The organism is Streptomyces sp. NPDC015345 (assembly GCF_043078805.1).
GTDB lineage: Bacteria > Actinomycetota > Actinomycetes > Streptomycetales > Streptomycetaceae > Streptomyces.
Genome location: NZ_JBIBTX010000005.1, coordinates 707,607 through 726,013, shown reverse-complemented (window position 1 = coordinate 726,013; position 18,407 = coordinate 707,607). Strand labels below are relative to the sequence as shown.

Sequence of the window (18,407 nt, the reverse complement as noted above, 5' to 3'; positions counted from 1 at the left end):
CCTTCGGTGTTTCTTTTGTTCTTGCGTTTCCGACTCTATCAGACTCTTTCGTGTCCGATTTCCTCGGTGCCTTTCCGGTTCCCGCTCCGGCCTTTTCGGCTTTCGCGTTTCCCTTTCCGGCGGTTCCGACTCTATCAGATCCTTTCGGGCCTGATTCCCAGTCAGCGGGAGTCGTCTTCGCGGCTGTTGGGCCGTTCCGACGTCTCAAACTCTAGCGGGTTTTCCCGGCGACTCATAATCGAGTCCTGGAATTGAATTCGGGCATGCCGAATGCGTTCCGTTGGGAGGCCGTGCAGAGTTTGGTTTGCCGCTCGATCAGCGGCGGGAGTGCTGCCGCAGAACCGTTACGGCTCCGTGGCAACCCGAAGAACCTTACGGGTCCAGGGAGTGGCTGTCAACCCCCTCCGTGGAGCCCCAGGTGGTCGCCTCAGTCCAGGTCGGTGAGGCGTCCGCCGGCGTCCGGCTGGGCGTGCTCCACGCGGCGCAGGAGACGGGTCAGCAGCTCGTCCAGGACGCCGCGCTCGTCGGCCGACAGGTCCTGGAGGAGCTCCTCCTCGAAGACCGTCGCCAGACGCATCGCCTCCAGCCACTTCTCGCGGCCCTCGGCGGTCAGCTCCACGATCACGCGGACACGGTTGGTCTCGTCGCGGTCGCGGGTGACCAGCCCTTCCCCCACCATGCGGTCGATGCGGTGGGTCATGGCGGCCGGTGTGAGGCCGAGCCGCTTGGCCAGCTCCCCCGGCCCCATTTGGTACGGGGCGCCGGACAGGACGAGGGCCTTGAGGACCTCCCACTCGGCGTTGCTGATGCCGAGGGTCGCGGTCTGACGGCCGTAGGCGACGTTCATACGGCGGTTCAGGCGGCCGAGGGCCGAGACGATCTTCTCGACCTGGGGGTCGAGGTCCTGGAACTCGCGCTGGTACGCGGCGATCTGCTCTTCAAGTGTCGGCTCGCTCGGGCCGGGGGTGTCACCCATGGCCGCAGTATGGCACGCCCCCACTTGGCATCGAAGTCCTTCGGTGTGTACTGTTTAGATCCTAACTTTAGCTTCGAAGTCTTCACTTCTAACTCCTAAGGCAGGTGAAAGTGACCAGGGCGATGGGCGCAGCGATGCGTCGTATTCAGGCAGGCAGCGCGCTGAGCGCGTTCGGCATCGGGTTCACGGTTCCGTTCCTCTACGTCTACGTGGCACAGGTACGGGGACTCGGGTCCAGTACGGCGGGCATCGTGCTCGCCGCCTTCGCCATGGCCGCGCTGATCGTCCTGCCCATCACCGGCCGCGTCATCGACCGCCGCGGCCCCCTCCCGGTGCTCGTGGGCTCGGCGGTCGTCGCCTCCATGGGCGCGGTCGCGCTCGGCCTCGCCACCAGTGAGACGGCGGCCATTCTCTCGGCGGCGGTGCTCGGCGCGGGTACGGCCGTCATGCAGCCGGCGCTCGCGACCATGATCGTCTGGTCCTCGACGCCGACCACTCGTACGCGCTCCTTCGCCATGCAGTTCTTCCTGCAGAACCTGGGGCTCGGCATCGGTGGCCTCATCGGCGGCCAGATCGTCGACGAGCACCGTCCCAGCAGCTTCACGCTGCTGTTCTCCATCGAGTCCGTGATGTTCCTGGTGCTCGCGGCGATCGCGCTGACCGTGCGGCTGCCGCACGCGCCGTCCATCCAGGACGCGATGCCCAAGGACGCCTCGGCCCCGCGCGGCGGAATGCGCGCGCTCCTGAAGCACAAGGCCATGGTGCAGCTGTGCGTTCTCGGCTTCGTGATCTTCTTCGCCTGCTACGGCCAGTTCGAGTCGGGGCTCTCCGCGTACGGCGTGGAGGCGGCGGGGATCACCCCGTCGACGCTCGGCCTCGCGCTCGCCGCCAACACGGCGGTGATCGTGATCGCGCAGTTCGCCGTCCTGAAGTTCGTCGAGCGGCGCAAGCGGTCCCGGGTGATCGCGGCCGTCGGTCTCATCTGGGCCTTCGCGTGGCTCCTCGCGGGGTACGCGGGCCTGGGCCACGGCAGCCAGGCGATGGCCACCGCCGCGTTCGTCTCGACGTACGCCCTGTTCGGGCTCGGTGAGGCGATGCTGTCGCCGACCGTCGCGCCGCTTGTCGCGGATCTGGCGCCGGGCGGCATGGTCGGTCAGTACAACTCGGCCTTCGCCCTGGTGAAGCAGCTGGCCCTCGCGGTCGGGCCGGCCGTGGGCGGGCCGATGGGCGCTTCGCTGCACGTCCCGTACATCGTGACGTTCGTGCTGTTCTCGCTCGGCATCACGGTGCTCGCGGTGCGGCTTGGGCGCGGGCTCACTCCCGTGCAGAACCAGCCCTCGCTGGCCAAGAGCCCGGTGGTGGCGCAGGGCGGTCCGGCCGCCACGGAGCCCGCGGCCGCGAACGCCTGACCGTCTAGGGCCTGTCTGACAATTCCCGCCTGCCTCGCGACGCCAGACCGCCCTCCGGGCGACGACGCGCATTGTCAGACAGGCCCTAGCGCGGCAGCGCGAACTCGCACCAGACGGCCTTGCCGCCGCCCGGTGTGCGGCGCGTGCCCCAGTTCGACGCGATCGTGGCGACGATGGCGATGCCGCGTCCCGCCTCGTCCGCCGGTTCGGCGCGGCGGCGGCGCGGCAGGTGGTCGTCGCCGTCGGTGACCTCGATGATCAGGCGCCGGTCGGTGCGGCGCAGGCGCAGCCGCATCGGCGGCGTGCCGTGCTGGAGGGAGTTGGCGACCAGTTCGCCGGCCGCCAGGACGCCCAGGTCGTGCAGCTCGGGGGAGAAGCGCCAGCTGGCGAGGACGCCGGTGGCGAAGGCACGCGCGCGTGGCGCTGCTTCCACGCCGCCGAGCAGTTCCAGGGCGGCGTTGCGGAACAGGTCGGCGTCCGGGCCGGTACGGGCGGGGTGCTGGAGGACCAGGACGGCGACGTCGTCGTCGTGGTCTGCGGTCACCCCGAGGGCGCGGATCAGGCGGTCGCAGACCACCTGGGGCGTGCCGGTGGCGCCGGCCAGGGCGCGCTCCAGGGAGGCCACTCCTTCGTCGATGTCCTCGCTGCGTCTTTCGACCAGGCCGTCCGTGTAGAGGACGGCGGTCGATCCGGGCCCGAGGGGCACGGAGCCCGAGGTGTGCAGCCAGCCGCCGGTGCCGAGCGGCGGACCGGTGGGCTCCTCGGCGCGGTGGATGGTGCCGTTCTCGTCGCGTACGAGGATCGGCAGGTGCCCGGCGGAGGAGTAGGCGAGGCTTCCCTCGTTCGGGTCGTGGACGGCGTAGACGCAGGTGGCGATCTGGCTGGCGTCGATCTCGGAGGCGAGGCCGTCCAGGAGCTGGAGGACCTCGTGCGGGGGCAGGTCGAGGCGGGCGTAGGCCCGTACGGCTGTACGGAGCTGGCCCATGACGGCGGCCGCGCGCACGCCGCGGCCCATGACGTCGCCGATGACGAGGGCGGTGCGGCCGCCGCCGAGGGTGATCACGTCGTACCAGTCGCCGCCGACCGCGGCCTCGGTGCCGCCCGGCTGGTAGGTGGCGGCGATGCGCAGGTCGTCGGGCTGCTCCAGCTCCTGGGGCAGCAGGGACTTCTGGAGGGTGACGGCCGTCTCGCGCTGTGCGCGCTCACTGGCGCGCAGTCGCTCGGCCGCCTCGGCGTGGTCGGTGACGTCGGCTGCGAAGACGAGCACGCCGCCGCCCGCATCGGGACCGGCCGCGGCCCCGCCCAGGGGCAGCGTCACGGGCGTGCAGGTGAAGGTGTACGAGCGTCCGCCGGGCGCCTTGCGGGACTTGACGGTGCGTGGCTTCGCGCTGCGCAGGACCTGGTCGAGGAGGGGCAGCAGGCCCAGCTCGGCCAGTTCGGGCAGCGCCACGCGCGCGGGTTCGCCGACGGGGCGGGGGCCGAAGGCGGCGACGTACGCGTCGTTGACGTGGGCGAGGCGGTGGTCGGCGCCGTGCACGAGGGCGACGAGGGCCGGGATGCGGTCGAGCACCTCCCGGGCCGGCAGTTCATCGATACCGCTGCCGCTGCCGTCGGCGTGCGGCAGGCGTACTCCGTCCGAGCGCCGCTCGGCGCGGGCCGCGGGCACGGCGCCGTCCGTGCGCGGGGTCGCGGGGATCGTCTGTTCGGTCCGCGCTGCTGCGCGGCGCTGCGTTCCGGGGAGCCGGGCGCTCCAGCGCGTGAAGTTCACTGCGGTAGGCCTCGTGGTGTCGCTTCTGGATCGGGAACACAGCTTGTCGAGGGCGGACGTCCCTGGTGTCGGCCTTGCGGCCGGACCATGGTCACACGAACAGTCTCGCCGACCGGTCTGACATCCGTGGGTGCGGACGGACATCCATCAGACGTGGGTCCCGCGCGGGGAGTTCCTGACGCCGGTCAGGAGGACTCCTTCGGGCGCTCACCACCGGCCGCCAGTTCGAACTCCGCGCGTGGGTGTTCGAGCGACCCCAGGGAGACGATCTCGCGTTTGAACAGCCCGGAGAGGGTCCATTCGGCGAGCACACGGGACTTGCGGTTGACGGTCGGCACTCTGCTCAAGTGATAGACGCGGTGCATGAACCAGGCACAGTAGCCCTTCAGCTTGCGTCCGTAGACGTGTGCGACACCTTTGTGCAGTCCGAGTGACGCCACCGAGCCCACGTACTTGTGCCGGTACTCCTGAAGCGGCCGCTCCCGGAGTGTCGCGACGATGTTGTCGCCGAGGACCTTGGCCTGGCGCACCGCGTGCTGGGCGTTGGGCGCGCACTCCTTGCCGGGCTCGTCGGCCGTGACGTCGGGGACGGCGGCGGCGTCTCCCGCGGCCCACGCGTGCGTGGCGCCGTCGACGGAGAGCCGTGCGGTGCACAGGAGGCGGCCGCGTTCGTTGAGCGGCAGGTTGGAGGCGGCGAGGACGGGATGCGGCTTGACGCCCGCCGTCCACACGACGGTGCGGGTGGGGAAGCGCGCGCCGTCGCTCAGGACGGCGACGCGGTCCTCGCAGGAGTCGAGGCGGGTCTCCAGGCGCACGTCGATGTTGCGCCTGCGCAGCTCGCGGACGGTGTACTTGCCCATCTCCTCGCCGACCTCGGGCAGGATCCGCCCGGAGGCCTCGACGAGGATCCACTTCATGTCCTCGGCCTTGATGTTGTGGTAGTACCGCGCCGCGTAGCGCGCCATGTCCTCCAGCTCGCCGAGCGCTTCGACACCCGCGTAACCGCCTCCTACGAAGACGAAGGTCAGGGCCGCGTCGCGGATCGCGGGGTCGCGGGTGGAGGAGGCGATGTCCATCTGTTCGAGGACGTGGTTGCGCAGGCCGATCGCCTCTTCGACGGTCTTGAATCCGATGGCGTAGTCGGCGAGGCCAGGGATGGGCAGCGTGCGCGAGATGGAGCCGGGGGCCAGGACCAGTTCGTCGTACGTGATGCCGACGGGCCCCGTGCCCTCCTCCTCGGTGGCGAGGGTGGTGAAGGTGGCCGTGCGCTTGGCGTGGTCGACGGATTCGACCTCGCCGATGACGATGCGGCACTTGTCGAGGACGCGGCGCAGGGGGACGACGACGTGGCGCGGCGAGATGTTGCCGGCCGCCGCTTCGGGCAGGAACGGCTGATACGTCATGTAGGGCTCAGGGGTGATCACGACGATCTCGGCCTCACCCCGCCTGAGCTCCGACTTCAGCTTTCTTTGGAGCCGCAGCGCGGTGTACATGCCGACGTAGCCGCCGCCGACGACGAGAATGCGCACACAGTCCGGGGATGCGGGGGTGGTCCCGCTGGAGATCGCAGCCTTCACCTTCCCATGACGCACCCGGCTCCGGAGTTTGTCCACAGGCCCGGCAATTTGTGTGACCGGCGGCGGCGCGCGGCGGGCGCTCCGCGGCTTGCGGCGGCGTACAGAAGGAGCGCAGGTCAGCGGCTGTGAGGGGGGTATGCGTTTGGGGTGCAATAAGGCTTGAAACGGTGCGTACTCCGATCGGGGGGCGCTCCGTGCGGAACCCACCCCTTCTGAATTGACTCAGGCTCAACTATGTTCGTGGGACGTCGGGGTGTCGGGGGATGCGCCCGTCGAGCCGCATTTCCGGGCTCGCGGAAGGGATCACTCCTCAACACGCCGGTAGCCAATGGCGGGGAGTGTCTCCGGGGGGAGACGTCATTACCGGGGGAACGTGTATGAGCATTCAGGAGACCCACTGGACTTCCGCTGCCGCGTCGGCATCAGCCGTCGGCCTCAGCGGGAACGGACGTGACATGGGGGAAGGAGCGCGCACGACACCCTTGCGTGTCGACGCACAGCGCAATCTTGAGCATGTACTTCGTGCGGCACGCGAAGTCTTCGGCGAGCTGGGTTACGGCGCGCCGATGGAAGACGTGGCGCGCCGCGCGCGGGTCGGTGTGGGCACCGTCTACCGCCGCTTCCCGAGCAAGGACGTCCTGGTCCGGCGCATAGCCGAGGAGGAGACCTCCCGGCTGACCGACCAGGCACGTGCGGCGCTCGGGCAGGAGGACGAACCGTGGTCGGCGCTCTCGCGCTTCCTGCGGACGTCCGTGGCATCGGGCGCGGGGCGGCTGCTGCCGCCGCAGGTGCTGCGGGTGGGCGTCGAGGAGGGCGCCGCCGAGGAGGACGGGGCGAGGGTGCCGCAGCAGCGGCAGCCGGCCCCTGACTCCCCCGAGCTGCGCCTCGTGGAACAGCGCCAGGCGCCCGCCGAGGAGTCGGTCTCCTCGGCGGCGAGTGACGACGCGGGCGCGGCGACGCTCCTCGACGTCGTCGGGCGTCTCGTGGAGCGTGCCCGTGCGGCGGGTGAGCTCCGTGCGGACGTGACGGTGTCGGACGTCCTGCTGGTCATCGCGACGGCGGCGCCTTCGCTGCCGGACGCGGCGCAGCAGGCGGCGGCGTCGTCGAGGCTGCTCGACATCCTGCTCGAAGGGCTGCGGTCGCGGCCCTAGCGGCGGACGCGCCTACGGCGGAAGGCTCAACTCCCGTGCGTGTGACGGCGGTTGAGCCTTCCCCGAATGGGTGAACGATAGTGCTCCATCGCGGGAAGTCACCTCGGACGAGTGGTTGCCCTCGATCGGCCCCTGCGGATGCACGGCCCTGTGGCACTCTTTCCCGGTGTTCGAGTCCGAGGGTGCAGCCGGGGGCGTTCCGCGATGAGTGTTGACGATCGGGACGAGCCGTCCGCCCGGGATGTGCCGCTCCAGGGCGATCCCGGCAGCTCCGACCCCGCCGACATAGCCTCCACGGCGCCCGGCGCCGGTGTGCCCCCGCAGCGCGGAGGGCGTACGGCCACCGCGTTCCCCGCCGGGGATGACACGCCGACGTCCGACGCCGACCTGATCGCGCGGATGCGGGCGGGCGACGACTCCGCGTACGAGGAGCTGTACCGCAGGCACGCCGAAGCCGTCCGCCGGTACGCCCTCACCTGCTGCCGCGACGCGCACACCGCCGACGACCTGACCGCCGAGGTCTTCGCCCGCATGCTCCAGGCCGTCCGCGGCGGCAGCGGGCCCGAGCACGCGGTGCGCGCCTATCTGCTGACCACGGTCAGACGCGTCGCCGCCGGGTGGACGAAGTCGGCGAAGCGGGAACAGCTGGTCGACGACTTCGCGGTGTTCGCCGCGCAGGCCGCGCGCGGCGGCTCCGAGGTGCGCGACGACGACACCCTGGAACTCGGCGCGGACGTCCGCGCGATGCACGAGGCCGAGCAGTCGATGGCCATGCAGGCGTTCCGGAGCCTGCCGGAGCGCTGGCAGGCCGTGCTGTGGCACACCGAGATCGAGGAGGAGTCCCCGAGCGAGGTCGCCACCCTCTTCGGCCTCGACGCGAACGGCACGCGCGTGCTCGCCAGCCGCGCCCGCGAAGGTCTCAAACAGGCCTATCTCCAGGCGCACGTGAGCGCCACCCTCACCGAGAGCGAGGAGTGCGCCCGCTACGCCGACCGCCTCGGCGCCTATGCCCGCGGCGGCCTGCGCAGCCGCGCCGAGCGAGGTCTGCGCAAGCATCTGGAGGAGTGCGCCAAGTGCCGCCTGGCCGCCGGCCAGATCAAGGAAGTCGCGGGCGGCATCCCCGCGGTCGTGCCCATCGCCGTCATCGGCTGGTTCGGGGCCGCCGGGTACGCGAAGGCGGCCGCGCTCATCGGGGGCGGCACCGTGAGCGCGGGAGCCGCGGGTGCCGCTGCCGCGGGCGCGTCCTCCGGAGGGTCGGCCGCGGGCGCCGCCGCCTCCGAGGGGCTCGGTGCCCCCGCGAAGGCCGGTATCGCGGCGGGCGTGGTCGTGGCGGCCGGGGTCGTCGCGGCGATCGCCCTCACCGGTGGTGACGGCAGGCCCAAGGAGGACCCGCCGCCGAAGGCCGAGGGGCCCGCGGCGTCCGAGTCGATCGTGCCGCAGAAGCCACCGCCGGCGCCGCCGAAGGCGCAGCCCAGGCCTGAGCCGACACCGCCGCCGCCCGCGCCGAAGCCGAGCGTGAAGCCCACGCCGACGCCCACGCCGACGCCTCCGCCCAAGGAGAGGCCGAAGCCGAGGCCGACGCCTCCGCCGCCCCCGAAGCCGCGGCCCACCCCGACCAAGCCCGCGCCGAAGCCGCCGCCGCCCCCGCCTCCGGCGCCCGTGGTCTACCAGTGGAGCGAGCTCCGGTACGGCACCGTGGGCGATGGCACGAAGCCCGAGATGCGGCTCGGCGAGAGCAGCTGGGTGTGGCAGCGCCGGGGCCTCACGATCGCGGGCAAGCAGTACTCCCACGGCGTGACCGTGCACGGCAGGTCCTCCGTGACGATCGACCTGAACCGCAGCTGCACGACGTACGACGCGCTCGTCGGCGTCGACGACATGACGATGGAGCTCGGCAGGGTGCGCTTCTCCGTCTACGCGGACGGGGCGCGGCTGTGGCGATCGCCGGTGATCAAGGGCGGTGATCCGGCGCTGCCGGTGCGGGTGAACCTCGCCGGACGCAAGACCATCCGACTGGCCGTCGAGCCGCACACGCCCTTCTCCTCGGCGGCGCTGGCGGACTGGGCCCAGTCGAAGATGCGCTGCACGTAACCCATCGGCAGCACGGCAACCCGGCAGTCCGTCGGGCCTAGGGCCTGTCTGACAATTCCCGTCGTCGCCCGGAGGGCGGCCTCGCGGCGTCAGGTGCGTGCTCTCGGCGTGCCGGGCGTAGGGCCTCGTACTGGATGTACTTGGCTCTGCGCCCGGTGCGGCGAGAGTGCGTGCATGGCGTCGCGAGGCAGGCGGGAATTGTCAGACAGGCCCTAGGTCCCGGCGGCGTCGGTCAGTTCCGCGGACAGTTCCGCCGTCGTGAGGGAAGCGCCCTCGGCGCACCGTGTCTCGTACTGCCGTTCGCCGAGGGCGGCCGACGCGGCGGCCATGAGGTTCTCCGCGGCGGTCCTTTCGGGCAGGGAGCGCGGGTGGCCGCACCGCAGGCGTGTGGCCGCCGCGAGCAGGCGGGCGGCACGCGCGTGGTCGCCCAGCTGGCCCGCGAACGTGGCCCCGACGTCCACGAGGGCCGCGACGATCATCTCGGAGCAGTGGGCGGCCACGGCTTCGTCCAGCGCCTCGGCCAGTTCGCGCAGGCCCGCTCGTGGGCCGGACTCGGCGGCGGTGACCTGCGCCTCCACACCGCGCAGCCCGGCCCTGAACTGCGGGGGCGGCGTGCCGTGCGCCGCGACGTCGCGGGCCGCCTCGCACATCTCACGGGCCCGCAGCGGATCGCCGTCGTCCAGCGCGAGCCGCGCGCGCAGCATCCGTACGAAGGCACGGGAGTCCGTGACGGCATGGCGGTCCGCCTCCGTGCTCGCCTCTTCGAGGAGCTTCTCCGCCGTGTCGCGCTCGCCCTCGCGGTAGGCGATCTCGGCGAGCCGGGCCAGGAGGAACGACATCTCCGCGTACGCCCCCACCTCATAGGCGAGGCGCAGCGCTTCCTCGTAGGCGGCGCGGGCCTCGTCGTGGCGGCCGCGGGCCATCGCGGCCTCGGCCACGGCGCTGTTCACCTGGGCGCGCATCCACCGGTCGCCCACCCGCCCGCTGAGCGTCCGCAGCTCGGCCAGGTCCTCGTCGACGCCCGAGAGGTTGCCGTTCATGTCGATGGCCATGTGGCCGCGGAACATCAGCATGACGCAGAGCTCCCAGTCCCCGCCGTACCGCCGGCAGTTCTCGACCGCCTCGTCCACGGCGGGCCGGGTGTCGTCGAGCGTGCCGCCGGCGAAGAAGATGGTGAACGGCCAGATCAGCCCGGGGAACCGGGCCGAGTGGGGGCCGGGCCGGGCGAAGACGGCGCGCACCCGGTCGACGTAGCGGACGTCCGTCCAGTCGTGCTCGGCGCCCGCCGCCGTGGGCCGGGACTCCGTCACCAGGAAGAGGTGCAGCAGCCGGAGGTTCATCCACGGCCAGTAGAGCGGATCGTCCTCGTCGGGCAGAGTCAGGGGACCGGACGAGCCGCGGCTCGGGGCCAGCTCCAGGATGCGGCCCATCCACTCGCAGCCCTCGCGGTGGTAGTTGCGCAGCCACCAGAACCATCCGGTGTTCAGGGCGAGGACGATCGCCGTCTCCGCGTCGCGGGTCTCGATGGAGTGCTGCAAGGCCGCCCGGATGTTGTCGAGCTCCGTCTCCAGGCGCCTGATCCACGGCAGTTGCTCGGCGGAACGCAGCAGCGGCTCGGCCCGCTCGACCAGCGACCGGAAGCAGGCGGCGTGGCGCTGCTCGGCGGCCGTGAGCAGGGCGGGGGTCTCGGCGGCGCGCTCGACTGCGTACTCGTGGATGGTCTCCAGGAGGCGGTAGCGCATGCCGCCGTCCTCGGGCCCGGCGCCCGGAACGGCCACGACCAGGGACTTGTCGACCAGGGCGCCGATCAGGTCCGTGGCGGGGCCGGTGCAGACCGCCTCGGCCGCGGGCAGGTCCCAGCTGCCGGCGAAGACCGACACCTCGCGCAGCACGGTCCGCTCGGCCTCGCCGAGCAGCTCCCAGGACCAGTCGACGACGGCGCGCAGGGTCTGCTGGCGGGGCAGGGCCGTGCGGCTGCCACTGGTCAGCAGGCGGAAGCGGTCGTCGAGCCGGTCGGCGATCTGGCGCGGGGTGAGCAGTCGCAGGCGGGCGGCGGCCAGTTCGATGGCGAGCGGCAGGCCGTCCAGGCGGCGGCAGATCTCGGCGACCGCCTCGGCGTCCTCGTCCGGCGCGAAGCCGGGCCGCACCGCCGCGGCCCGCTCGGTGAACAGGCGGTGCGCCGGGTCGGGTGGGAGCGGCTCGACGGGGCGCACGGACTCGCCCGGCACGCCCAGGGGTTCGCGGCTGGTGGCGAGGATGGTGAGGCCTGGGCAGTGCGTGAGGAGGGTCTCGGCCAGCTCGGCCGCGGCGTCGATCACATGTTCGCAGTTATCAAGGACCAGGAGCAGGCTGCGCGCGGCGCAGTACTCGACGAGCAGGGCGACCGGGTCGTCCTGGGGGACGGTCAACTCGCTGGTCATCAGCACGGTCTCGCGCAGGTCGAGCGCACTGACGACAGCGCCTGGCACCGCCTCGGGATGGTCGAGCGGGGCGAGCTCGGCCAGCCATGCCTGCGGATGCCCGGCGGCGGCTTCCTCGGCGAGGCGGGTCTTTCCTGAACCGCCCGGTCCGGTGAGCGTGACCAGGCGGGCCCTGCGCAGATCAGAACGGATGGCGGCGAGCTCGGGTTCCCGCCCGACGAAAGAGGTCAACCGGTTACGGATGTTCCCCTTCCGCTCGGGCTGGTCGAGCCGCGAGGGGCCCCGCCGCGCGGCACCGGACGGTCGCGGGGCCGCCTCGGCCGGGCCGAGCAACTCCTCGTGCAGTGCCCGCAGTTCCGGGCCGGGATCCGCGCCGAGCCCCTCGGCGAGGGCACGGCGGGCGTCCTCATGGGCGGCGAGCGCGTCGGCGCCGCGTCCGGCGTCCCGCAGGGCGCGGATCAGCAGCGCGCGCAGCGTCTCGTCGTACGGCAGTCCGGCGGTCAGTTCCCGCAGTTCCGGTACGACGTCGGCGGCGCGGCCCAGCCGCAGGTCCGCCTCGATCCGCGCGCGCACCGCCTCGACGCGCTGGGCCTCGGGACGCGCGGCGGCGGCCCGGTCGGGCAGGTCGGCGAGGGCGGGGCCGCGCCACAGGGCGAGCGCCTCGCGCAGGACGCGGGCGGCGGCGGCCGGGTCGCCGCGGTCCAGGGCCGCCCTGCCCTCCCCGGCTTGGCGCTCGAAGCGGTGCAGGTCGACGTCTTCGGGGGCGACGGCCAGGCGGTAGCCCCCAGGGGCCGAGGCGATGGCGTCCTTGCCGAGGACGCGGCGCAGCCGGCCGACGAGGGCTTGCAGGGCGGCCTGCGGGTCGCTCGGCGGTTCGTCGGCCCAGACCTCGTCGATGAGGGTCCCCACGACGACCGCGCGGCCCGCGTGGAGCGCCAGGGCCGCGAGCAGGGCACGCAGCCGCCGGCCCCCTACGGGCAGGGGGGCGCCTTGGTCGTCGTACGCCTCGGTGGCGCCCAGGATTCCGTACCGCACCGGGCCATTCTCCCTGGCGGGCCCACGCGAGGCCCGGGCTTTATCGGCGCGAGGGGAGTCGCGGGCCCCGAGGAGCCTCCGGAAGCTCCGAGCACCCGCTCCGAACGCCCCTCCTGGCGACCGGCTCCAACGACCTAGCGCCCCGCTCCCAGCGCGCCCCTTTGCGGAACCACGCTCCCCGTAGGGACGGCTCGCTGCCTGGCCGGTGTCCCCGTCCAGCATGTCCCTCGGCGCGACAGCAGCCGCCGCAGCCACAGTTCCGTGGCGACCAGGTCGGCCAGGCCGTCCAGCGGGAGCGGTACCCCCTCGGCGGCCTCGCGCAGCGCCTTGCGGACGACGCGGGCCTCGACCAGGCCCGCCTGGGCGAGCAGCGGGGTGTCGAAGAGGGCGATCAGGTGCTCCACCGCCAGGCGCAGGCCCGCGCGGGCGGCCGCGGCGCCCGGCGCGTGGGACGGGGCGCCCCAGCCGGGCGGCAGATCGGTGACGCCGGCGCCCTCAAGGACCGTGCGCAGGATCGCGGCCCGCGCCCCGGGCTGGACGCGCAAGGCCTCGGGGAGCGCCCGGCACGCGCGGACGACCTGGTTGTCGAGGAAGGGCGCGTGCAGCCGCTGGAAGCGGACCTCGGCGGCCTGTTCGAGGATGCGCAGGTCCGCGGCGTGCCGGGCGAGGGCCGCCCGTGCGCGGAACTCGCCGGGCCGCTGGCCGGGGCCGCCCGGGCGCATGGTCGTGTCGTTCAGACGAACCGATACTTCAGCGAGCGCCTCGCCGGTCAGCCAGCGCGCGGCGGGCCCGGGTCTGGCCCACGCGAGGGCGGCCAGCGACGCCCCCACGGCTCCGCCCGGTTCCTCGAAGCGGCGGTGCAGCAGCCGGTCGGCGAGCGATTCGACGCCCGCTCGGTGCGGCATGCGGGCGAGCTTGCGCGCCGCGCCGTACACGCGCGCGGGGACCATCACCGAACCGTCGGCCTTCGTCAGCGCGGCCACCGGGCGCACCAGATGGCGGCGCTTGCGGTCCAGCAGGAGGTCGGCGAGGCGGGCGGGATGGGCGTCGAGGACCTGCCGGGCGCCGTGGCCCGTGAAGTGGTCCGCGCTGCCCGAGGAGAGCCGGGCGCGGTGGCGCTGGGCCAGCACCAGGGTGCTGCTCGGTTCGTCCGTCAGCGGCCCGTCCAGGTCGGCGTAGGGCAGCGCGTCCTCACCGGCGGCGACGACCACGTGGTGCAGGCGCGGGTTGGCGGCGATGGCTCCGGCCCGTTCCAGTTCCGCCTCGCGGCCGTTGACGGCGAGGTCGTTGAAGGTGACGGCCAGGAGCCGCTCCCCCGCGCCCGTGCCGTGGCCGAGGACGGTGCCGGGCATGCCGGGCAGACCGGCCGCGAGGAGAGCGAGGGTTCCCGAGGCGGGCCCTCCGGAGAGGTCCGCTCCGATGCCGGGCACCGGCATGCCGCGGGCCGCGCGCCGCTCGGCGGGCCCCATGCCGGGCACCGGACCTGGGTCGACGTCGGTGCCGGGCACATGGCGCGGGGCCGTGAGACGGGCGCGTACCGCCTCCACGAGGGCGTCACGGACGGCGTCCACGGCGCTCGCGGCGTCGGCGGCGGGGGCGGCGACGGCGAGCGAGGCGACCGGTTCGTACCCGGCGACCTCCCGTGCGCCCGCGCGCAGGATCAGCGCGTGCCCCGGGGGCACACGCCGCACGCCCTGGTAGGGCGTCGAGTCGTGCAGCGCCTCGGGGACGTCCGGGGCGGCGAGCAGCGCCGCGAGGTGGCCGATGTCGAGGTGGGCCTCGACGAGGTCGGCCAGCGGCAGTGCGGCGGTGGCGTAGGCCGTACCGCCCGCCCAGGGGGTGTGGAAGACGGGGCGCGCGCCCGCGAGGTCACCGGCGACCATGACGCGGCGGCCGACCTGGACGACCGCCGTGTAACTGCCGGGCCAGGCGGTCAGATGGCGCAGGGCGCCGCCGCGCGCGGCGAAGAGGCCGACCCGCAGCTCCTCGTCGGAGGCCCCGCAGGTGCCGAGGACCGCGATGCGGGTCCGCGCGTCGACCGTCACGGTCCGCACCTCGTCGGCGCGCCAGTCGCCGACCGCCCAGAGCGGATCCGGCTCGCCCCACAGGAGCTGGGAGCCCACGGGGTGCAGGGTCTCGCCGCCGTCACCGGTGGCCCCGGCCGAGCCCGCCGCCGAGGGCCTCGCGGCGGCACTGCTCCACCCCACCAACCACCGCATCGCTGCCTCCACAGGCTGTGGACGGACCGTCGGCGAGGCGCCGAGAGGCACGGCCGACCGGTGCACCGAAGGACTGGGGACCCATGCTGCCACGAAGGAGGCACACGGGAGGGGCCGCGGGGCCGCTTGTGCGGCGGTGAATCCGCCCGGGTCGGGCGGTGGTTGAAGGGCGGAGGGTGCCCCTCTCCTTGCGCGTGCCGTACTCGACTCTCCTCGCGCGGGCCGCGCTCACCGCACGATGGGCCCGTAAAGGGGCGGAATGCCCGTTCCTTCGTGTGGGTGGTTTTCGGCCAAATCGGCCTGGGATGCGCCCAGGGCGGGACCGTTCGAAGGCAACACACAGCCCGGGAGGCGGTGTTCGCCTCCCGGACCGGTCCGCCGCCCGCGGGGATGGAGGCGGCGGTGTCCCCCAGCCCACTGACTCCAGCGCAGCGGGCCGACCCACGCATCGCCAATGGAAGCGCTCCCGTCATGGCCGGAGAAGAGCGCACGGACGGGCGCACGGCCACACACCGGGAGCACGCGCGGGCCCCGCCGCACTTCCGTACGGACAACAATCTCGCCATACGGAACTGTGCCCCTTAACGCTTGGGATGCGGCGAACTACCCTGTGTGTGCTGATGTTTTCAACGGAGGCATATACCTGGAGGATCGGCCAAACGCTCTTGCGGCCGCGAATCCGGCCACGGTGTCCGAGGCTCACGCCACGGCGGCCGCGGCCATGGGTAGCGCTTGCCCCCGGGGGGAACGCAGCACGAATGCCGAGCGGTCCAGCCATCGCCCGGCAGCCGTCTGTGTCGAGGGGTGGCGCATGTCCAGGGAGCAACGCGGGCCGAACGAAAAGCTCGGCACCGTTCTCGCCCTCGCGGGAATCAGCAACGCGGGACTCGCACGCCGGGTCAACGACCTCGGCGCACAACGCGGGTTGACGCTTCGATACGACAAGACCTCCGTGGCCCGCTGGGTGTCCAAGGGCATGGTGCCGCAGGGCGCCGCCCCCCACCTGATCGCGGCGGCCATCGGGCAGAAGCTCGGCCGCCCGGTGCCGCTGCACGAGATCGGCCTCGCGGACGCCGACCCGGCGCCCGAAGTGGGGCTCGCCTTCCCCCGTGACGTGGGGGCCGCCGTCAAGTCGGCCACCGAGCTGTACCGCCTCGATCTGGCGGGCCGGCGCGCGGGTGGCGGCATCTGGCAGTCCCTCGCCGGCTCCTTCGCGGTGAGCGCGTACGCGACGCCCGCCTCGCGCTGGCTCATAACCCCGGCCGACAGCTCCGTGGCGCGCGACGCCTCCCACGACATGCCGCGCGACGTGGCGCACGCCGACGACGGCGGCGCGCCGATGAAGGTCGGCCACAGCGACGTACTGAAGCTGCGGGAGGCCGCGGAGGACGCGCGGCGCTGGGACTCCAAGTACGGGGGCGGCGACTGGCGCTCCTCCATGGTCCCGGAGTGCCTGCGCGTCGAGGCGGCGCCGCTGCTCCTCGGCTCCTACTCCGACGAGGTCGGACGCGCCCTCTTCGGAGCCTCCGCGGAACTGACCCGCCTCGCCGGGTGGATGGCCTTCGACACCGGCCAGCAGGAGGCCGCCCAGCGCTACTACATCCAGGCGCTGCGGCTCGCCCGCGCGGCGGCCGACGTGCCCCTGGGCGGGTACGTGCTCGCCTCCATGTCCCTCCAGGCGACCTACCGCGGCTTCGGGGACGAGGGAGTCGACCTCGCGCAGGCCGCCCTGGAGCGCAACCGCGGGCTCGCGACGGCCCGCACGATGAGCTTCTTCCGCCTCGTCGAGGCACGGGCACACGCGCGTGCCCATGACGGGCAGGCCGCGGGCGCGGCGCTGCGGGCCGCCGAGGGCTGGCTTGAGCGGGCCCGCGACGGCGACAACGACCCGAGCTGGCTCGGCTTCTACGGCTACGACCGCTTCGCCGCCGACGCCGCGGAGTGCTACCGCGATCTGAAGGCGCCCCGGCAGGTCCGCCGCTTCACGGAACAGGCACTGTCGCGGCCCACGGAGGAGTTCGTACGCTCCCACGGCCTGCGCCTGGTCGTCTCGGCCGTCGCCGAGCTGGAGTCCGGCAACCTCGACGCGGCGTGCGAGCAGGGCACCCGGGCGCTGGAGGTCGCGGGCCGCATCTCCTCCGCGCGGACCACCGAGTACGTGAAGGACCTCCTGCACCGCCTCGAACCGTACGGGGACGAGCCGAGGGTCGTGGAGCTCCGTGAGCGCGCCAGGCCGCTGCTGATGGCTCCCGCGTAGTCGCGCGGCGATCAAGCACACACCCACCCCAGGTTTGAGGGCGTTGTCAGTGGCGCAGGGCAGTATCTGTGGTGGGAGGTGAGGCGTGGTGAAGAAGGTCGCGAACGACTGCGACGTGCTGGTGGTCGGCGGCGGAATCGTCGGCCTCGCGACGGCGTACGCCCTCACGCGCGCCGCCCCCGGCACCCGTGTCACCGTGCTGGAGAAGGAGCGCGGCCCTGCCCGCCACCAGACGGGCCGCAACAGCGGGGTGATCCACAGCGGGATCTACTACCGCCCCGGCTCCCTGAAGGCGAGATACGCGGTGCGCGGCGCCGCCGAGATGATCAAGTTCTGCGCGGAGTACGGCATTCCGCATGAGGTCACCGGCAAGCTGATCGTCGCCACGGAGCGCGCGGAGCTCCCCCGGCTGCACGCCCTGGTCCAGCGCGGCAGGGAGAACGGCATTCCGGTGCGCGAGCTTGGCCCCGCCCAGATCACTGAGTACGAGCCGGAGGTGCGGGGCCTCGCCGCCATCCACGTCGGCACCACCGGCGTCTGTGACTACGGCGCGGTGGCGCGGCACCTGGCGGAGGCCTCCGGCGCCGAGATCCGCTACGGCGCGGCCGGGCACGTCGTGCGCGTGGACCGCCGCCCCGGCCTCGGCGTCGCCGTCCGCACCGCCGACGGTGCCGTGGTGCGCGGCAAGGTCATGGTGAACTGCGCGGGGCTGCACTGCGACACGGTCGCGCGGCTCACGGGCGACGACCCCGGCATGCGGATCGTGCCGTTCCGCGGGGAGTACTACGAGCTGGGCCGCCCCGAGCTGGTGCGCGGCCTCGTCTATCCCGTGCCCGACCCTGCCTTCCCCTTCCTCGGCGTCCACCTCACCCGGGGGATCGACGGCGGCGTCCACGTGGGGCCGAACGCGGTGCCGGCCCTGGCCCGCGAGGGGTACGCCTGGTCGGTCGTCCACCCTCGCGAGCTGGCCGGCACGCTCGGCTGGCCGGGATCGTGGCGCATAGCCCGGCGCCACTGGCGGTACGGGGCGGGTGAGCTGCGCCGCTCCGCCTCCAAGTCGGCGTTCACCGAAGCGGTGCGGAGGCTGTTGCCGGGGATCGGCCCCGACGACCTGGTGCCCGCCCCGGCCGGGGTCCGCGCGCAGGCGGTCCTGCGTGACGGCACGCTGGTCGACGACTTCCTGATACGGGAGGGCGCGCGCACGGTGCACGTCCTGAACGCGCCGTCGCCTGCCGCTACGGCTTCGCTGCCGATCGGGCGGGAGGTCGCGCGGCGGGCGCTGGCCGTCTTGGGGTGAGGCGGGGCTCCGCGGCTGCCGGAGATTCGTGACCGCCGGGTTCAGCGGCTCTGCCCGGTCGCCTGCCGCCGGTCTGCGTGCGTCGATGCGGTGCGGTGCTTGGTGCTCTGCGGGTCCGACGTGGTTGAGCGCGCAGTTCCCCGCGCCCCTGACGGGGCCACGACCCCTCGCGTCACTGACGGGGCACGGTCCGCCCTCCGAGCGTCC

General features: G+C 73.1%; 10 protein-coding genes. 5 read left to right on the top strand and 5 right to left on the bottom strand.

Annotated features, from left to right (window positions below):
* Window positions 1-427 precede the first annotated feature (427 nt).
* Complete coding sequence (locus tag ACF062_RS24510; protein WP_127911820.1) at window positions 428-976, bottom strand: MarR family winged helix-turn-helix transcriptional regulator; 549 nt, start codon at window positions 974-976, stop codon at window positions 428-430.
* A gap of 122 nt (window positions 977-1,098) precedes the next feature.
* Here ACF062_RS24510 and ACF062_RS24505 point away from each other — a divergent pair, with 122 nt between their 5' ends.
* The gene (locus tag ACF062_RS24505) at window positions 1,099-2,385 is read left to right on the top strand and encodes an MFS transporter (protein ID WP_392141170.1); all 1,287 of its coding nucleotides are present in this window, start codon (window positions 1,099-1,101) and stop codon (window positions 2,383-2,385) included.
* Between the two features lie 85 nt (window positions 2,386-2,470).
* Here the strand turns inward: ACF062_RS24505 and ACF062_RS24500 are convergent, their stop codons facing one another.
* Together ACF062_RS24500 and ACF062_RS24495 are read right to left on the bottom strand one after the other, a co-directional pair.
* Complete coding sequence (locus ACF062_RS24500; protein WP_392141168.1) at window positions 2,471-4,153, bottom strand: SpoIIE family protein phosphatase; 1,683 nt, start codon at window positions 4,151-4,153, stop codon at window positions 2,471-2,473.
* 185 nt (window positions 4,154-4,338) lie between these two features.
* Entirely contained in the window at window positions 4,339-5,730 is a 1,392-nt protein-coding gene (locus ACF062_RS24495) for an NAD(P)/FAD-dependent oxidoreductase (RefSeq protein WP_392141166.1), read from the bottom strand.
* A gap of 377 nt (window positions 5,731-6,107) precedes the next feature.
* Here ACF062_RS24495 and ACF062_RS24490 point away from each other — a divergent pair, with 377 nt between their 5' ends.
* Together ACF062_RS24490 and ACF062_RS24485 are read left to right on the top strand one after the other, a co-directional pair.
* Complete coding sequence (locus ACF062_RS24490; RefSeq protein WP_392141164.1) at window positions 6,108-6,881, top strand: TetR/AcrR family transcriptional regulator; 774 nt, start codon at window positions 6,108-6,110, stop codon at window positions 6,879-6,881.
* Window positions 6,882-7,085: 204 nt separating this feature from the next.
* Window positions 7,086-8,972, top strand: a complete 1,887-nt coding sequence (locus tag ACF062_RS24485; protein ID WP_392141162.1) for a sigma-70 family RNA polymerase sigma factor — start codon at window positions 7,086-7,088, stop codon at window positions 8,970-8,972.
* Between the two features lie 212 nt (window positions 8,973-9,184).
* Here ACF062_RS24485 and ACF062_RS24480 read toward each other — a convergent pair whose 3' ends face one another.
* A complete protein-coding gene (locus tag ACF062_RS24480; protein ID WP_392141160.1) occupies window positions 9,185-12,427 on the bottom strand; it encodes an ATP-binding protein in 3,243 nt (1,080 codons plus the stop codon).
* 134 nt (window positions 12,428-12,561) lie between these two features.
* Complete coding sequence (locus tag ACF062_RS24475) at window positions 12,562-14,646, bottom strand: asparagine synthase-related protein (protein WP_392141158.1); 2,085 nt, start codon at window positions 14,644-14,646, stop codon at window positions 12,562-12,564.
* Between the two features lie 811 nt (window positions 14,647-15,457).
* On the opposite strand from ACF062_RS24475, the gene ACF062_RS24470 reads away from it, so the two are divergent.
* Together ACF062_RS24470 and lhgO are read left to right on the top strand one after the other, a co-directional pair.
* Window positions 15,458-16,903 carry an MFS transporter gene (locus ACF062_RS24470; RefSeq protein WP_392141157.1) on the top strand — a complete coding sequence of 482 codons (1,446 nt, stop codon included), beginning with the start codon at window positions 15,458-15,460 and terminating at the stop codon, window positions 16,901-16,903.
* A gap of 88 nt (window positions 16,904-16,991) precedes the next feature.
* Window positions 16,992-18,200 (top strand): L-2-hydroxyglutarate oxidase, encoded by a 1,209-nt coding sequence (gene lhgO / locus ACF062_RS24465; RefSeq protein ID WP_392141222.1) that lies wholly within the window; start codon window positions 16,992-16,994, stop codon window positions 18,198-18,200.
* The last annotated feature ends 207 nt before the right edge of the window (window positions 18,201-18,407 follow it).

Coding starts and splice junctions, on each gene's coding strand:
- ACF062_RS24510 (WP_127911820.1), bottom strand. CDS start 976: ATGGGTGACACCCCCGGCCCGAGCGAGCCGACACTTGAAGAGCAGATC.
- ACF062_RS24505 (WP_392141170.1), top strand. CDS start 1,099: ATGGGCGCAGCGATGCGTCGTATTCAGGCAGGCAGCGCGCTGAGCGCG.
- ACF062_RS24490 (WP_392141164.1), top strand. CDS start 6,108: ATGAGCATTCAGGAGACCCACTGGACTTCCGCTGCCGCGTCGGCATCA.
- ACF062_RS24485 (WP_392141162.1), top strand. CDS start 7,086: ATGAGTGTTGACGATCGGGACGAGCCGTCCGCCCGGGATGTGCCGCTC.
- ACF062_RS24475 (WP_392141158.1), bottom strand. CDS start 14,646: ATGCGGTGGTTGGTGGGGTGGAGCAGTGCCGCCGCGAGGCCCTCGGCG.
- ACF062_RS24470 (WP_392141157.1), top strand. CDS start 15,458: ATGTCCAGGGAGCAACGCGGGCCGAACGAAAAGCTCGGCACCGTTCTC.